This is a genomic window from Actinoplanes rectilineatus, assembly GCF_000962825.1.
Lineage (GTDB): Bacteria > Actinomycetota > Actinomycetes > Mycobacteriales > Micromonosporaceae > Actinoplanes > Actinoplanes rectilineatus.
Map to the genome: position 1 here is coordinate 143,881 of NZ_JZKF01000012.1, position 14,973 is coordinate 158,853.

Below are 14,973 nucleotides of genomic sequence, written 5' to 3' on the forward strand. Positions count from 1 at the left end.
CCTTACTTGAGACCGGCGGTGGCCACGCCCTGGACGAACCAGCGCTGCAGCGCGATGAACAGGGCGACGATCGGGGTGATGACCATGACGGATCCGGCGAGCAGCAGGCCGTAGTCGGTGGCCTGTTCGCCGGTGGAGTACAGCGACAACGCGACCGGCAGGGTGTACCGGTCCTGGCTCTGCGCCACCACCAGCGGCCAGAGGAAGTTGTTCCACGACGCCAGGAACTGCAGGATGCCCAGGGTCGCCAGCGGTGGCCCGCAGAGCGGCAGCACCACGCGGGCGAAGATCCGGAATTCGCCGGCGCCGTCGATGCGGGCCGCCTCCAGCAGTTCGTCCGGGATGGACCGCAGGTACTGCCGCATCAGGAACACCCCGGTCGGTGAGGTGAGGAACGGCAGGATCAGGCCGGCGTACGTGTCGACCAGCCCGAGTCTGGCGACCACCACGAACAGCGGGACGAAGGTGACCACGCCCGGCACCATCAGGGTGACCATGACCAGGCCGAAGAGCAGCCGCCGCCCGGGGAAGCGCAGCTTGGCCAGGGCGTAGCCGACCATCGAGCAGAACAGCAGGTTGCCCAGCACGGTGACCAGCGCGACCAGCACACTGTTGCCGAAGTAGGTGCCGATGCGCAGGGCACCGAACCACTGGCGGTAGTTGTCCAGGGTGGGCGTGTGCGGCAGCCAGGCGGCCGGGTCGGCGCGGATCTCACTGTCCGGTTTGACCGAGCCGAGCAGCATCCAGAGGAACGGCAGCACGGTCAGGGCCGCGGCGGCGATCAGCGCGGCGTGGAGCAGGACCCGCCGGGCCGTCATTCCCGGGCTCGCAGGAGCCGGAACTGCAGGACGCTCACCGCGGCGATGACCACGAAGAGCACGTACGCGGCGGCGGACGCGGTCCCGTACCGGCCGAAGCCGAACTGGTTGAAGGTGTAGTAGGTGGCCGACAGGGTGGCGTCCAGCGGTCCGCCGCGGGTCATCACGTACGGTTCCTCGAAGAACTGCAGGTAGACCACCGAGATCAGGACCGCGCCGAGCAGCAGGGTGGGGCGCAGCAGCGGCAGGATCACGTGCCGGAACCGCTGCCACGGGCCGGCGCCGTCGGCCGCGGCCGCCTCGACGACCTCGGCCGGCAGCGCCTGCAACCCGGCCAGGAAGATCACCAGTAGGGTGCCCATGTTGCGCCAGGCGGCCATCACGATCAGCGACGGCATCGCCCAGGTGGTGCTGTGCAGCCAGTCCGGGCCGGTGATGCCGAGGCCGCCGAGCAGCCGGTTGAGCGGCCCGTCGGGTTGCAGCACGAACCGCCACACCACGGCGACGGCGACGACGCTGGTCACCACCGGGGTGTAGAAGCCGACCCGGAACGCGGTGCGGAACCGGGTGATGCCGGTGTTCAGGGCCAGCGCCAGGGCCAGCGCCACCGCCATCGTCAGGGGGATGCCGACCAGTACGAAGTAGCCGGTGTTGAGCATGGCCCGCCGGAACGCCGGGTCGGCGAACAGGGCGGTGTACTGGTCCAGGCCGACGACGTTCACCGCCCACGGGGTCGTCACGTCGCTGCCGCGGAAGTCGGTGAACGACATGAGCACCGAGCTGACCAGCGGCACCAGCATGAACAGGCCGAAGACGGCGACGAACGGCAGCGTGAACGCCCAGGCCGTCCAGGCCTGCCGCCGCCGGGCCGCGGCGGTCACCGGGCGCCGGTCCCGATCCCGGCGGCGGTGGCCTGCAGGGTCGCCATGGCCCGGGCCGGGTCCTCGCCGGAGACGGTGAGGCGTTCCATCTGCGCGTTGCCGGCGTCCTGCAGGCGGGTCCACTCGGCGGTGGACGGCGGGGAGTCGACGTCCTGCAACTGGCGGCCGAAGACGGCGAGTTTCGGGTCGCCGGCCAGTGCCGGGTCGTCCCAGGCGGCCTGCGCGGACGGCAGGTCACCGGTCGCCTTGTACCAGGCCACCTGGGTCTGCGGCAGGCTGAGGAAGCGGATGAGCCGCCAGGCCGCGGCGGCGTTGGCGGACTTCTCGAAGACGACCAGGTGGGAGCCGCCGACGAACGAGGTGGCGGACCGGGCGCGCGGGAGGGTGGCGGTGGCGTACTTGGCGGCGAATCCGGGGCCGCCGAGGTCGGCGAGGGCGGCGACCTCGAACGGGCCGCCGATGAACATCGGTACCGAGCCGTCGGTGAAGGCCGCCTGGTAGGCGCCGGGGTCGGTGCTCGGGGTCCGGTCGGCGATGCCCTCGGTGAAGAAGCTCTGGTAGTAGCGGGCCGCCTCGATCATGGCCGGGCTGTCGAGGGTCCAGGTTCGGGCGTCCGGTGTGGTCAGGGTGGCGCCGTTGGACCAGGCGAACGGCAGGAAGCCCTGGAAGTCGCGGGGGGCGAGGGCGACGCCGTACTCCGCGCCGGCCCTGGTCTGCATCGCCTTGGCGAGGTTCTTGAAGTCGTCCCAGGTGGCCGGGGGTTGCCGGAATCCGGCGCGGGCGGCGAGGTCGGTGCGGTAGTACAGCACCGGGGTGTCGACGTACCACGGGACGGCGTACGTGCCGCCGTCGAAGCGGGTGGAGGCGACCGCGCCGGGGTGGAACGGGCCGGCGCCCAGGTCGGCGGGGACCGCGGCGAGCGCCCCGGCGGCGGTGAACTCGCTCATCCAGGTGGTGCCGAGCTGGCCGATGTCCGGGGTGGTGCCGCCGGCGATGGCGGTCTGGTACTTGCTGTGCGCGGCGTCCCAGGGGACCGGGGTGACGGTCACGGTCACGTCCGGGTTGGCCGCCTCGAACTCCGCGAGGATCGCCGGCAGTTTCTCGGCCTCGGCGCCCTGGGCCCACAGGGTGACGGTCCCGGTGGCCGGGCCGGTGCCGACGGTGGTGGCGGTGGCGGGGGTGCCGGCCGTGCCGGACCGGCCGCACGCGGTGACGGTGAGGGCGGCGGCGACCAGTATCGACAGTGTCTTCCGCGTTCGTGGCATCGCTTCTCCTTCCGGAGATCTAAGCGCTTAGATTTCAGTTAAGCGCCTAGCGCAGCCATTGGCAATGGTCACTGAAACCCGGCGTCCGGCTACCGCGGACCGCAGCCGCAGCTCTCCCGGAGCACCACCCGCACCGGCAACTCACGGAACACCGGCGCCCGGCCCGGATCGTCGAGACGACCGCGCAGGATGTCCACCACCACCCGGCCCATCTCCGCCATCGGCTGCCGGACCGTGGTCAGCGACGGGCGCACCACCCGCCCGGCGACGATGCCGTCGAAACCGGTCACCGCCACGTCCTGCGGCACCCGCACACCCCGCCCGGCGAGGATCTCCAGCAGGTCCAGCGCCACATCGTCGGTGGCGCACACGAACGCCTCCGGCAACGGCAGATCCGCCGGCAGCACGACCGCGGCCCGGCCGCCCGGCAGTGCCCTCGTCCGCGGCACCAGCGGCTCGCGCGGCACCCGCAACCCCGCCGCCCGCACCGCGTCCTGGAACCCGGCGAACCGGTCCCGGCCCTCCGCCGGGTTGAGCCCGCCCACGAACAGCAGATCCCGCCGCCCGTGCGCACGGATCAGATGCTCGGTGACCGCGCGCATCCCGCCCCGGTTGTCGACCGTGACGTGACTGAGCCGGTCGTCGTCCGGCGGCTCGGAGACCGCCACCACCGGGATCCGCCCCGCGATGCGTTCCAGCGCCTCGGCCGGCAGCGTCTGCGGGAACACCGCGAGACCGTCCACGTGACCGGCGATGTCGGTCAGGTTCCCGGCGCCACCGACCCGGCTCGGACCGCCGATCAGCAGCGCGTACCCGTGCCTGCGGCACGCCAGCTCCATGCCCCGCTGGATCTCGTCGACGTAGAGCGGGAAGTCCCGGCAGTCCTCGTCCGGGTCCGCACCCTCGTCGACCTCCACGGGCAGCAGATAGTCGAACGAGAACAACCCCAGCACACCGGTGCGCCCGTCGGCCAGCCCCCGGGCGCTCGCCGACGGCACGTAGTGCAACGCGCGGGCGGCGGCGAGAACCAGATCCCGGGTGGACGGTCTGACCCGTTCCGGACGGCGGAACGTCATCGACACCGTGGCGATCGAGACACCGGCGTGCTTGGCCACGTCGTAGACCGTTGCTGCCTTCGCCACGAGGTTCCCCCTGTGCTGGTGCGCCCACCGTACACGTCACGGTAAGCGTGTTCCCACCGGTCGACCGATGCCTGGAACCCCCGGATGCGGGCATCCTCACAGCACGGAACGGGGGATGATGGCGCATGGGGACTCTGGCCTGGCTGGCGGCGGTCGCCGGGATCGGTGCCGGCTCGCTGGCGTTCGCGGTGGCCGCGCCGGACGTGGCACGGTGGGTGCTGGGACTGATCCTGATCGGTCTTCTGCTCGGCCCGCACGTTCTGCAGTGGTGGCTGCGGCGGGCCACCCGCACGGCCCGGGCCGCCGCACGCTGGTGGGCCCGCGGGCCGAGCGCGGCCGAGGTCGCGTTCCTCTGTGGCGGCCCGGACCGGGTCGTCGACCTGACCGTCGCCGACCTGGTCGCCGAACGGCACGTCATCGTGGACGACGACGGCCGCCTCACCGTGGCCTCCGCCGCCCCCGGGGCCACCGGCTTGCGGGCGGAGGTCCTCGACCGGCTGGCGCACGGCAGCACCGACCTGGCCGGGCTGCGGTTCGCGGCACGGTCCCCGGCGGCCCTCCCGCAGCTCTGGGGTACCGCCGCCGGGCACGGCCTGCTCCTGCCCGCCTGGCACCGGCAGTACCCGCAGGTCTACGTCGCCGGGGCGATCGCCGCCACCGGATACGCCCTCGCCACCACCCTGCCCGGCCTGACCTTCGTGCTCGGCACCGGCGCGCTGCTGCTGGGCATCCTGGCCGTGGCCCGCACCCGCTACCTGACCGGCTACGGCTTCGACCCGCGCACCGCCGCCGGGCTGCGCGCCACCGCTCTCGCCCTGGACGCCGCGGCCACCGGCGAACCCCGGTACCGGATCGCCGCCCGGGGCCTGCGCTCGGTCGCCGACCTGCGCCCCGGCGCCACCGACCCGCACCCGGTCCCGCCCAGCACCTGGCACGTCCCGTGGTACGCCCCCCGTGTCGGCGAACCCCGCATCCGGTGGTGGCGCTCGCCCGCCCAGTCCACGGTCCCCGCTCCGCGCCGCTGACCCCGGCACCGGCGTGGGCCCGTCTCCGGATGCCCACGATCGGCGAGGGTCAGCGCGTCGCCGGCATCCCGGCCGCGGTGGCGGCGATCATGCGCTGCAGCGTGGGCCGGAACGGCGGGAACACCCGGGCGATCTCCGGCTCGCGGTCGTACAGCCGGCGCAGGGCCTCCGGTGGGCGGGTCACCGGGAACAGTTTCGCCACGAAGGCGCTGGAGGCCATCACCAGGGAGGCGCCCTCGGTGCCGCTCAGCTGCGGACAGGCGGTGATGATCAGCTGGCCCACGGTGAAGTACGTCTCGATGGCCCAGGTCTTGTAGGTCTTCAGGGCCGCCATCGAGACGTTGTGTTCCAGCATCGTCTCGGCGTGGGTGGTGAGGTCGCAGTACAGCGGACGGTCGGCGTAGGCGTCGGCGAGCGCGGCCGCCACCCCGGAGTAGCCGCGGGCCTGCCGGAGCGCCGCACCGGCGGCGGCAGCCCAGTCGGCGCCTTCGCGCATCGTCAGCTCGAGGTAGATCTCCTCGCGGGTTCCGAAATACCGCAGGATGTTGGATTTGGCCAGCCCGACCGCCACGGCGATGTCGCCCAGGCTGACCCGGGCCACGCCGGTCTCCCGGGCGAGTGTGGCGGCGACGGCCAGGATGTCCTCGCGCCGCTGGTTCTTCTGCTCCGGGCGCCTGGCCCGCTGGAACGACGCTTCCATGACAGCCATCACCCTAACCTCTCAACAAGAGAACGGCGTTCTCTTGTTAAGAGCACAGTGTTCTTATAACGTCTCCCTGACCGCACCCGACCCCTCGGCTCCGATCGGCAGGACCATGACCTCCACCAGCACCGACCTCGGCCACACCATCGACGCCTTCGTCGCCGCCTTCAACGAGCCGGAACCCGACCTCGACAAGGTGATGTCCTTCTTCGCCGAGGACGCCCGCTACCTGCCCGGCCACGGGCCCGAACTGCACGGGCTCGCGGCGATCCGCGCCGAGTTCGCCCCCCAGTTCGCCGGCCGCTACGGCGCGATGACCTTCGACGTGTACGACCAGGTGATCGACGAGTCCCGCCGCCGCGCCACCATCCGCTGGGCGTGCCGGCTGGACCTGACCGGCGACGCCGGCAGGCGCGCGACACCCCTGGTGCGGCTGTTCGCCCGGCTCCGCTACCGCGGCCGGATGCAGTGGCACGGCCTGGACGTCTTCCACTTCGACGGCGCCGGCCGGATCACCGGCAAGTTCACCTACGCGACGTTCCGCCTACCGCTCTGGGAAGGCAGCCGCTGACGGTTCCGCGACCGACTCCGGGGCCGGTTCCGCAGCCGGTTCCAGTGCCGGCCCCAGGGCCGGCTCCGGATCCCGCCCCGGGGCTTCGAGGGCGGCGCGGGCCGCCGCCAGGATGCGGTCGGACAGGCCGGTGCCGGCGGTGGCCCGGGACAGGAGCAGGGCACCGACCATGGTGCTGAGGGCGACCAGGTCCGGCTCCCCGCCGCCCAGGCCGCGGGCGAAATCCTCGACCCCGCGCGCGTACGCCGCACGCGTCGCGTCGCCGCCGAGGTCTTTCGCGACGTCGCCACCGAAGCCCGCGGTCGGGCAGCCGCCGCCGGGGTCGTCCCGGTGTGCCGCCGACAGATAGGCGCCGGGCGACGGAACCCACCGGGAGCCGAAGGCCGCCGTGACCGCCTCGGCGACCAGGGCGTCCTTCGAGGCGAAGTGCTTGTAGAACCCGCCGTGGGTGAGTCCCGCCTCCGCCATCACGTCGGCGACGCTGACGCCGCCGATGCCCTTCTCCCGGAAGAGCCGTGCCGCGACGGCGACGATGCGTTCCCTGTTCTGCGCGGCCTGCGCCTGCGACACCCGTCCCATGCCGTCAACTATAGATGGCATGTGTCATCTATTACGTCGCGCATTTTAGATGTCGGTCGTAATCTAAGTCGCATGGAACTCACCACCGCCGTCGCCCTGGTCACCGGAGCCAACCGCGGATTCGGCCGCCACCTCGCCGCCCAGCTGCTCGAACGCGGCGCCACCGTCTACGCCGCGGCCCGCGACCCGAAATCCGTGGACCTCCCCGGGGCCCTCCCCCTGCGACTCGACGTCACCGACCCCACCTCGATCGCCGAGGCCGCCGCAGCGGCCACCGACGTCACCCTGCTGATCAACAACGCCGGCATCGCCACCGGCACACCACTGCTCGACGGCGACCTCACCGGGATCCGGCGGGACATGGAGACCAACTACTTCGGGCCACTGCTGCTCACCCGGGCATTCGCACCGGTCATCACGGCCAACGGCGGCGGCGCCGTACTCAACGTGCTCTCCGTCCTGTCCTGGCTGCACCCGGGCGCCGCGGGCTCGTACTCTGCGGCCAAAGCCGCCGCCTGGGCACTCACCGGCGCCACCCGCGAGCTGCTCACCCCGCACGGCATCACCGTCACCGGGCTGCACGTCGGCTACATGGACACCGACATGGCCGCAGCCGTCCCGGCCGGACACAAGGTCGACCCGGCCGGGGTCGCGCGACTCGCCCTCGACGCGGTCGCCCGCGGCGACGCCGAGGTCCTCGGCGACCAGGCGACCCGCCAGGTGAAGGCGGCACTCGCCGGATGAGGTGAGGACGGCAGACCCGCCGGACCCGTCAGGGACGCCCGGCGTCACCGTAGACGCGGGTGGCGTACGCCGCATAGGCGCCGACGGCGACCGGGCGGACCTCGGTCCAGAACTCCTCGGGCGCGCCGCCACGAATGAGTTCCTCCATGTGTTCGTCCGCCTCGTGCAGCATCATGCCGATCGCGAGCGGCCCCTGATCGGGCGTCAGTTTCCCGGCGGCCGCCGCCACGGTGGCCTTCCACTCCTGCTCGGTCAGGTAGCCGTCGATCAGCCGCAGCGTCTCGGCCTCCTCGAGGGCGAGGTGCTCGGCCAGCGCCGGTCCCAGCCGTGCGGCCACACCCGCCAGCGCGTCGCGGCCGGCGGCGTCCGCGGCCGGCGCCCAGAGCCGGGCACCGGTGACCAGGTCCTGCAGCGCGGTGTCGATCCCGGCGTGCTGGGCCTCCATCGTGGCGACCAGGTCCTGCGACTCCCGCGGGCACCGCTCGTGCAGTTTCGGCCAGACGTGCTCGTCCTCCGCGCCGTGATGCCCGTGCAGCAGCGTGGCCAGCAGGACCACGTGCTCCTCGACGACGGCGGCCCGGGCCGTGTCGCCGGGGGCGACCCCGGCGAGGAGGGCCGGCAGGGCACCGAACTGGGCCCGGAACATGTCGTGGGCGCCGACCATGTCGCGGCTGTCCGCCATCCGTACACCTGCGTCAGTCATCAGGGTCTTCCTCTCCTGCGGTGGTGGGCCGGGCCGCCAGCACGACGCGGCCGAGCGGTGTCCGCGCGATGCGGACCGGGTCGAAGCCGTTCGCGGCGGCCTCCCGGGTCAGGTCCTCGGCCGAGCGCGCGTAGGTGATCCCGCGCCGCCGGTGCAGAAGCACCTCCTGGGCGGTGACCAGGTCGGGTGCCGCGTCGCCGGCCGGCGGGTGCAGCTCCTGCATGAGGAGCACTCCCCCGGGTCGCAGGGCCCGCCGGACGGCACCGAGCGTGCGGGCGCGCAGCGTGTCGGCGAAGAAGGGGTGTGCCCAGAACGCCACGTCGTAGACCGCCTCGTCGGTCAGCTCGGCCGCATCGCCCGTGCGTACCTCGACCCGGTCCGCCACTCCCAGTTCGGCCGCACGCCGCCGGGTCTCCTCCGCGACCGCGGCGATCACCTCGACGCCGGTGGCGCGGGCGGCGGGGAACAGGACGGCGGTGGTGAGCAGCGCTCCGCCCACTCCCGAGCCGACGTCGAGCAGCGTGCCGCCCGCGGCGAGCGGCCCACTGAACTCGGGCACCGCGTCATGGACCGACCGGTAGAGCGCGATGGCCGCCCGGTCGACCCGGACGCCGGTGGTCGCGGCCAGAGCCAGCGCCGCGGCACCGTCCGGCGGGTGCCCCGGCGGGACGGTCAGCGCCCGGCGTGTCTCCTCGATCTCCGCCGACGCCTGATCCAGCAGGCTGTCCAGGCTGACGGCGGACCGGCCACGGGCCAGGACCCCGAACGCCGGCGTCAGCCCGAGTCTTCCGTCGTCGTGCGTCACGACACCCATGGCGGCCAGGACGGTGACGACGTCGCGTGCCTGCGCCTCGCCGATACCGGTGCGGGCGGCGAGGTCACGGAGGTCACCTCCGTCCAGGACGGTCATCAGCCCGGCATCGCGTACGGCGCCGAGCAGGGCGAGCGCCTTGGCCGCGGCCGCCCAGCCCTGCACCGTGTCCCGTGCGGTGAACGCCTGTTGGAGACGGGTCATCGCCTCGGTGTCCGCGTCGTGCATCACTGCCTCCGTCCAGCGTCTGATCCGCCTCCACGCTAAAAGGGTTGAAGATCATCCGGCTTGGACATCCGCGACATCCGGTGCGGACACCGGCGTCAGCGGCCGGGCCGCCCGTACCCAGCGGACTCGGCGCCGGCGCGTTTGAATGGTGCGATGGGCGACCCCGCAACGACGACGTTCGCATTGGACACCCGGCCGCTCGGCGCCACCGGGCTGTCGGTGTCCCTCCGGCGCTGGCGGGCCTGGCTCGGCGCCCCGGCGGCCACCCCCGCCTACGATCCCGCGACGCTCGCCGACCTGCGCATCCGCTTCCACCAGACACGGGTCCACGACGCGCTGCTGCACCACCACGAGGGCTTCTCCGCCGTACGCGCCGGCAAACCGACCGGCGGGGAGGGCGGCGTGACGCTGATCCTGGTCCGCCGGGGCTCGGCCGAGCTGCAGGTCGGCCGCGACACGCACGCCGTGCCCGCCGGGAGCTTCGCGATCCGGCGGCTCGACCGGCCGGCGAGTTTCACCAACGGACCGCACACCGCGGGGCTGTCCATCACCCTGCCCGGCGCCGGGCTCGTCCCCGTGCTCGGCGACCGGGTCGCCCACGGACCGGCGGACACCGCCGAGATGCGGCTGCTGACGGCGTACGCGAACCTGCTGCGCCGGACGGCGCCGGACCTGAGCCCGCCCGGGGCCCGGGCGGCCCGCGACGCGCTGGTCGAACTGGCCGCGGCGGTGATCCGCGGCGCCGTCGGCCCCGCGGACCCGCGCACGGCGCCGGCCCTCGTCCAGGCCGCGAAGGAGCTGATGGCCGCACGGCTCGCCGACCGCGACCTCGGACCGGCCACGCTGGCACGGGAACTGCACGTCTCCACCCGGACCCTGCAGCGCGCGTTCGCCGCCGGCGGCGAGTCGGTGGCCGCCTGCATCCGCGACCACCGTCTCGGCCGGGCCCGCCAGGACCTCGTCGACGCGGCCGGGCGCCTGAGCGTCGCCGAGATCGCCGCCCGGTGGCGGTTCGCCGACGGCGGCCACTTCAGCCGGGCCTTCAAACGGCGGTACGGCACCACGCCCACCGGCTACGTCGCGGACCACACCAGGGCGCCCTGAGCGGCTCCCCCGCCCGGGGCCACCGTCTCATCGCGCCGGCAGCGGCTGCGGCATGCTGTCGCCCTGCTCGCTCAGCCACCCCCGCTTGCCCGCCAGCACGGCGAGCTGGAAACGGGTCCGGGCGCCGAGCAGCGAACCCGCATCGCTGATGTGCTGCTGGACGGTACGACGGCTGACCGCGAGGATCCGGGCGATCGTCTCGTCCTTCATCCCGGCGGCCATCATGCGCAGGATCTCCCGGGTCCGCAGGTCCCGTCCCGAGGCCGGCAGTCCACGCTCCGGCTCCGGCTCCGGCAGGTCGTGCCGTTTCGTCAGCGACACCGGTTCGGCCCGCTCCCACACGCTCTCGAACAACGCGACGAGCGCCGTCACCAGGGCGGGCGAGTGCACCACCACGGAACCCGACGACGGGCGGTCACCCCAGATCGGCATCAGCGCGGCACCCCGATCGAAGATCGCCAGTTTCACCGGGATCTGCGACGTGAGCCGCAGTTTCCCGCCCTGGCCCGTCCCGCGCAGGGCCGTGCGCAGCGACACCGCATCGGTGAAGCCGTCCAGCTCGTACACCGAACGCATCCGGACGCCGGGCGTCACGGCGGCCGTCTCGCCGGACGCCGCCGCACCCGTCACATAGGGCGGCTTCGCCAGATGCAGCACCTCCGACGAGCTTCCCCTCAGCAGCTGGCGGTAGCGCGCCGGAACCTCGTCCCGGCTCATGAGCACCTCGACCATGTCCGTGGCACGCGCGGAGGACACCGCCTCGTGCGCTTCGGAGAGCCGCTCCACGAGATTCTCGACGCGGGCGAGCTCGGCCCGTCGGCGGGCCAGCAGGGCGCCGAGCGACGGCCGCGGCGGGGCGGCCGCCCAGCGCGGCACCGCACCGCCGATCCGCGACGCCAGGGCCGCGTCGGTGAGGTGCCGCAGCGCCCGCTCCGCCTCCGACGGTGACACACCGGCCGCCGACGCCACCTCGTCGCGGTCCGCCGATCGCACGGCCACCAGGTGCTCCAGCACACGGCCGGCCAGTGGATCAAGACCCGTCGCCGACCAGGGTATATCCGTGTCGTCCATACGTTCTCGTCATCCTCCGCCATGAGGATGCCCGCGGCGCCTCTCGCTGCGATGAATCGGTGATTACGGATCTGTAAGAAGCCGCCGGGCACCGGTTCCCCGTTCGTCCGGTGTGGACGGGCGGGGCGCCGCTGCGCACTTGCGCAGGTGCACAACATCGTCCTTGTGGCGCCCTCCGGCACCGGGGTGAGGTGGGCGTACCGGTGCGGAGACGAACCGGCCGGCGGATGGACGCCGTCCACGACCTTGCAGGAGCAACACGTGCGTAGACCCAAGGCACTACCCGCGATCGCCGTCCTGGCGACGGCTGCCATCCTGGGAACCACCGCCCAGCCCGCGAACGCGGCGGACCCGTCGCCGGCCGGCACGACGGCGCCGGAGGTGCCCGTCCCGGTCACCGCGGCGCCTCCCACGGACACCCCCGCGCTCGTGGAGGACGTCGCCGACCCGGTCAACGCCACGATCGCAGCGGACCAGGCCGCCAAGGCCCACCTCGCCGGCCACCAGGACCGCTACCGGATCGACGATCCGACAGGCACCCTCACCACCGCGAGCGTCGAGACACAGGACGAGCGGGAGACGGTCCGCCTGGACCAGAAGTACAAGGGCCTGCCCGTGTTCGGCGCCCAGTACGTGGTCCGTACCGAGAAGACCGCCGGCAGGCGCACGGTGACCGGAACCTCGGGAACCTACTTCACCAACCTGGACGTCGACACGAACGCCACCGCGATCCCCGCGGCCGTCGCCGTCTCCCGGGCGGTCGAGGAGGTCCGCAGGAGCCTGCACCCCGGCACCGCGGTCGTCGCCCCCGACTCCCGCCCCGGGCAGGCGCCCGGCCGGACCCCCACCGACCTCACCGGCACCGACCAGGGACTCCTGGTCATGCCGACCGGCACCGGTGTGCTCGCGCGGCGCATCCTGGTCAAGGGCAAGGACGCCGTCACGGGTCAGCCCGTGCTCCGCGACGTCTACGTGGGCGCGACCAACGGGGTGCCGCTGCTCAGCGTCAGCCGGATCAAGTCCTTCGTCTCCGCAGCGCAGGCCGCCGCCCTGGCCGCCGGTGCCACCACCGCACCGCAGACCGGCACCGCGCCGGGCACGGCCGGTGACGGGACGGCCCCGGTCGTCGGCCAGGGCACGACCCTGCACGGCACGGCCGTGTCGCTGCCGCTGGTCCAGTCCGGCACCGGCGCGTACCTCATGCAGGACCTGACCCACAAACTGCCGAGCGGCCGGACGGTGCCGGTCACCACCTGGGACGGCCGGGGCTGGGACTACTACAACCTGATGAGCGGCCAGTGGCCGGAGGGCCTGGCACCGTTCGTCTCCGCGTCGACCACGCTCGGCGCCGACCTGACCGACGCCGGCGCCGTCGACGCCGCCTGGGACGCCGCGCAGGTGTTCGAGTGGTACCAGGCGAAACTCGGGCGCGACAGCCTGGACGACGCCGGCATGCCGATCGACTCGATCGTGGGCATCACCTACGGCGGCTACCCGTGGGTGAACGCGTACTGGGACGGCACCCGCATGGTGTACGGCAGCGGCGACGCCGAGTACCTGCCGCTGTCCGCCGACCCGGACGTGGTGGGCCACGAGATGACCCACGGCGTGGTCGAGAACACCGCGAACCTCGTCTACGCCGGACAGTCGGGGGCCCTCAACGAGGCTGTCGCCGACTACTTCGGCAACGCCATCGACGTCGACACGTCGGGCACCCCGATGTCCGACCCGCAGGCGAGCCTGCTCGGCGGTGACCTCTGCCGCACCCTGGCCCCCGCCCAGTGCGCCCTGCGCGACCTCGACGACGGCGCCACCACCGCGGACTTCCAGCACCTCATCGACACGCCCTCGATGGACGACGGCGGCGTGCACCTCAACTCGACGATCGTGTCCGGCGCCCTCTGGGACCTGCGCCAGAAACTCGGCAGGACGACCGCCGACAAGATCGTCTACCGCGCCCTCACCGACTACCTGACGCCCATGTCCGACTTCGTCGACGCCCGCGAAGCGATCATCGCCTCCGCCAGGTCGTTCCGCCTGAACAACACCGACCTCAAGGTGGTACGCACCGCGTTCGACTCCCGCGGGATCACCGCGAAGTGGAAGGCGAACCTGTACGGCAAGGGCACCGAGGTCCTGATCGACCGGCTCAACACCGGCATGTACGCCGACATGAAGGCGAGCGTGGCCGGCGGCTGGTTCGCCGTGCCCCGGTCCGACGCGAACCGCACCGAACCGACCTCGATCTGGGCCGGCCGCACCAACGGCAAGGGCACCCCGTACCGGATCTCCCCCGACGACGGCAGCGTCAACAGCTTCCCGCACACCGACGGCAGACGCGTCGTGTGGCTGTCGATCGCACTGAACCCCGCATCACCGACGTACGAGACCAACCGCATCCTGTCGGCGCCCATCGGCGGCGGCCCCGTCACGGAGCTCTACAGCTCCCCGGAACGCATCAGCGGCCTCGGCTTCGACGGCGGCGTCGTCGCGTGGAGCCAGTACGACCCGGCGCAGGGATATCTCGACGTGGTGCGCTACCTGCGCGGCGGTTCGCCGACCGTGCACACCCTCACCCATCCCGGCTGGTTCGGCAGCGCGACGGCACCGGACGTCAAGGGCGGGAAGATCTCCTACGTCCGCTACGAGATCTTCAACCAGCCCGACGCCGACGGCTACTACTGGTCGCTGGGCGTCGAGGTCCATGACGTCACGACCGGGCAGACGGCCTACGCCGGCGGCGACGTCGGCGCCGAGAGGATGAGCTACCCCGACGTGTCCGACACCGCGGTCGCCTGGATGACCGACCGCGACTACGGCACGATCATCGACGGCGAGTGGAGTCAGGGCGCCTACCACGACTCCGTGCGGCTCTTCGACTTCGCCACCGGCACCAGTCACCTGCTGTTCGAGGAGAACTCCCCGCAGGCGATCCGCGCCGACACCGTCGCGTTGTCCGACACCACCCTCACCGTCACCGAGGAGGCGCCGGTGCAGGCCTGGATCGAGACCGGCGGCTACCCCGACAACTCACTCAATCCGAAACTCAAGCAGTACACGTTCCAGGGCAGGTACCTCGGCCCGGCATCGTGCAGCCCGGGCGCGCAGATGTTCGCGACAGCCGCGACCGGACGCGAGGTGATCTTCATGGACTCGTCGGCGGCGGGCTTCGGCCTGGCGTACGCGACGGGAGTCAAGTCCTGCAAGTAGGCACCACCCGCGGCATCCGGCGGGCGGCGGGGCGCCGGGGTGTCACCCCCCCCACCCCCCCCCCCCCCCCCCCCCCCCCCCCCCGCGGCGAACAAAAACCGGCAACCCCCGGCGGCCG

At 72.8% G+C, this 14,973-nt stretch carries 14 protein-coding genes; 5 read left to right on the forward strand and 9 right to left on the reverse strand.

Annotated features, from left to right (window positions below):
* Positions 1–2: 2 nt before the first annotated feature.
* The 4 genes from WH85_RS12475 to WH85_RS12490 all read right to left on the reverse strand — a co-directional run bounded on the left by WH85_RS12475 (position 3) and on the right by WH85_RS12490 (position 4,106).
* Positions 3–818 (reverse strand): carbohydrate ABC transporter permease, encoded by an 816-nt coding sequence (locus WH85_RS12475; RefSeq protein WP_045741951.1) that lies wholly within the window; start codon positions 816–818, stop codon positions 3–5.
* Positions 815–1,699 carry a carbohydrate ABC transporter permease gene (locus WH85_RS12480; RefSeq protein WP_045741952.1) on the reverse strand — a complete coding sequence of 295 codons (885 nt, stop codon included), beginning with the start codon at positions 1,697–1,699 and terminating at the stop codon, positions 815–817. The genes WH85_RS12475 and WH85_RS12480 overlap by 4 nt, the downstream gene beginning before the upstream one ends.
* Positions 1,696–2,964 (reverse strand): extracellular solute-binding protein, encoded by a 1,269-nt coding sequence (locus tag WH85_RS52875; protein WP_045741953.1) that lies wholly within the window; start codon positions 2,962–2,964, stop codon positions 1,696–1,698. Before WH85_RS52875 ends, WH85_RS12480 begins: the two co-directional genes overlap by 4 nt.
* 89 nt (positions 2,965–3,053) lie before the next feature.
* Positions 3,054–4,106, reverse strand: coding sequence for a LacI family DNA-binding transcriptional regulator (locus WH85_RS12490; protein ID WP_045741954.1), 1,053 nt, complete (start codon positions 4,104–4,106; stop codon positions 3,054–3,056).
* A 125-nt stretch (positions 4,107–4,231) separates the two neighbouring features.
* On the opposite strand from WH85_RS12490, the gene WH85_RS12495 reads away from it, so the two are divergent.
* Positions 4,232–5,131: a TIGR04222 domain-containing membrane protein gene (locus tag WH85_RS12495; protein WP_045741955.1), complete on the forward strand. Its 900-nt coding sequence runs from the start codon at positions 4,232–4,234 to the stop codon at positions 5,129–5,131.
* Positions 5,132–5,180: 49 nt separating this feature from the next.
* Here WH85_RS12495 and WH85_RS12500 read toward each other — a convergent pair whose 3' ends face one another.
* Complete coding sequence (locus WH85_RS12500; protein WP_045741956.1) at positions 5,181–5,840, reverse strand: TetR/AcrR family transcriptional regulator; 660 nt, start codon at positions 5,838–5,840, stop codon at positions 5,181–5,183.
* Between the two features lie 106 nt (positions 5,841–5,946).
* Here WH85_RS12500 and WH85_RS12505 point away from each other — a divergent pair, with 106 nt between their 5' ends.
* On the forward strand, positions 5,947–6,405 hold the full coding sequence (locus WH85_RS12505) for a YybH family protein (RefSeq protein WP_045741957.1): 459 nt from the start codon (positions 5,947–5,949) through the stop codon (positions 6,403–6,405).
* Here WH85_RS12505 and WH85_RS12510 read toward each other — a convergent pair.
* Positions 6,379–6,984: a TetR/AcrR family transcriptional regulator gene (locus WH85_RS12510; RefSeq protein ID WP_063775499.1), complete on the reverse strand. Its 606-nt coding sequence runs from the start codon at positions 6,982–6,984 to the stop codon at positions 6,379–6,381. The genes WH85_RS12505 and WH85_RS12510 overlap by 27 nt on opposite strands.
* Positions 6,985–7,056: 72 nt before the next feature.
* Here WH85_RS12510 and WH85_RS12515 point away from each other — a divergent pair, with 72 nt between their 5' ends.
* A complete protein-coding gene (locus WH85_RS12515) occupies positions 7,057–7,728 on the forward strand; it encodes an SDR family oxidoreductase (RefSeq protein ID WP_045741958.1) in 672 nt (223 codons plus the stop codon).
* A 28-nt stretch (positions 7,729–7,756) separates the two neighbouring features.
* Here WH85_RS12515 and WH85_RS12520 read toward each other — a convergent pair whose 3' ends face one another.
* A complete protein-coding gene (locus WH85_RS12520; protein ID WP_083448954.1) occupies positions 7,757–8,431 on the reverse strand; it encodes a hemerythrin domain-containing protein in 675 nt (224 codons plus the stop codon).
* Positions 8,424–9,470 carry an SAM-dependent methyltransferase gene (locus WH85_RS46940; RefSeq protein ID WP_052720380.1) on the reverse strand — a complete coding sequence of 349 codons (1,047 nt, stop codon included), beginning with the start codon at positions 9,468–9,470 and terminating at the stop codon, positions 8,424–8,426. Before WH85_RS46940 ends, WH85_RS12520 begins: the two co-directional genes overlap by 8 nt.
* A gap of 153 nt (positions 9,471–9,623) precedes the next feature.
* On the opposite strand from WH85_RS46940, the gene WH85_RS52225 reads away from it, so the two are divergent.
* Entirely contained in the window at positions 9,624–10,574 is a 951-nt protein-coding gene (locus WH85_RS52225) for a helix-turn-helix domain-containing protein (protein ID WP_211275350.1), read from the forward strand.
* Positions 10,575–10,601: 27 nt separating this feature from the next.
* On the opposite strand, the gene WH85_RS12535 is transcribed toward WH85_RS52225, so the two are convergent.
* Positions 10,602–11,645, reverse strand: a complete 1,044-nt coding sequence (locus WH85_RS12535; RefSeq protein ID WP_045741960.1) for a helix-turn-helix domain-containing protein — start codon at positions 11,643–11,645, stop codon at positions 10,602–10,604.
* Between the two features lie 261 nt (positions 11,646–11,906).
* Here WH85_RS12535 and WH85_RS12540 point away from each other — a divergent pair, with 261 nt between their 5' ends.
* Entirely contained in the window at positions 11,907–14,855 is a 2,949-nt protein-coding gene (locus WH85_RS12540; protein ID WP_157410960.1) for a M4 family metallopeptidase, read from the forward strand.
* Positions 14,856–14,973 lie beyond the last annotated feature (118 nt).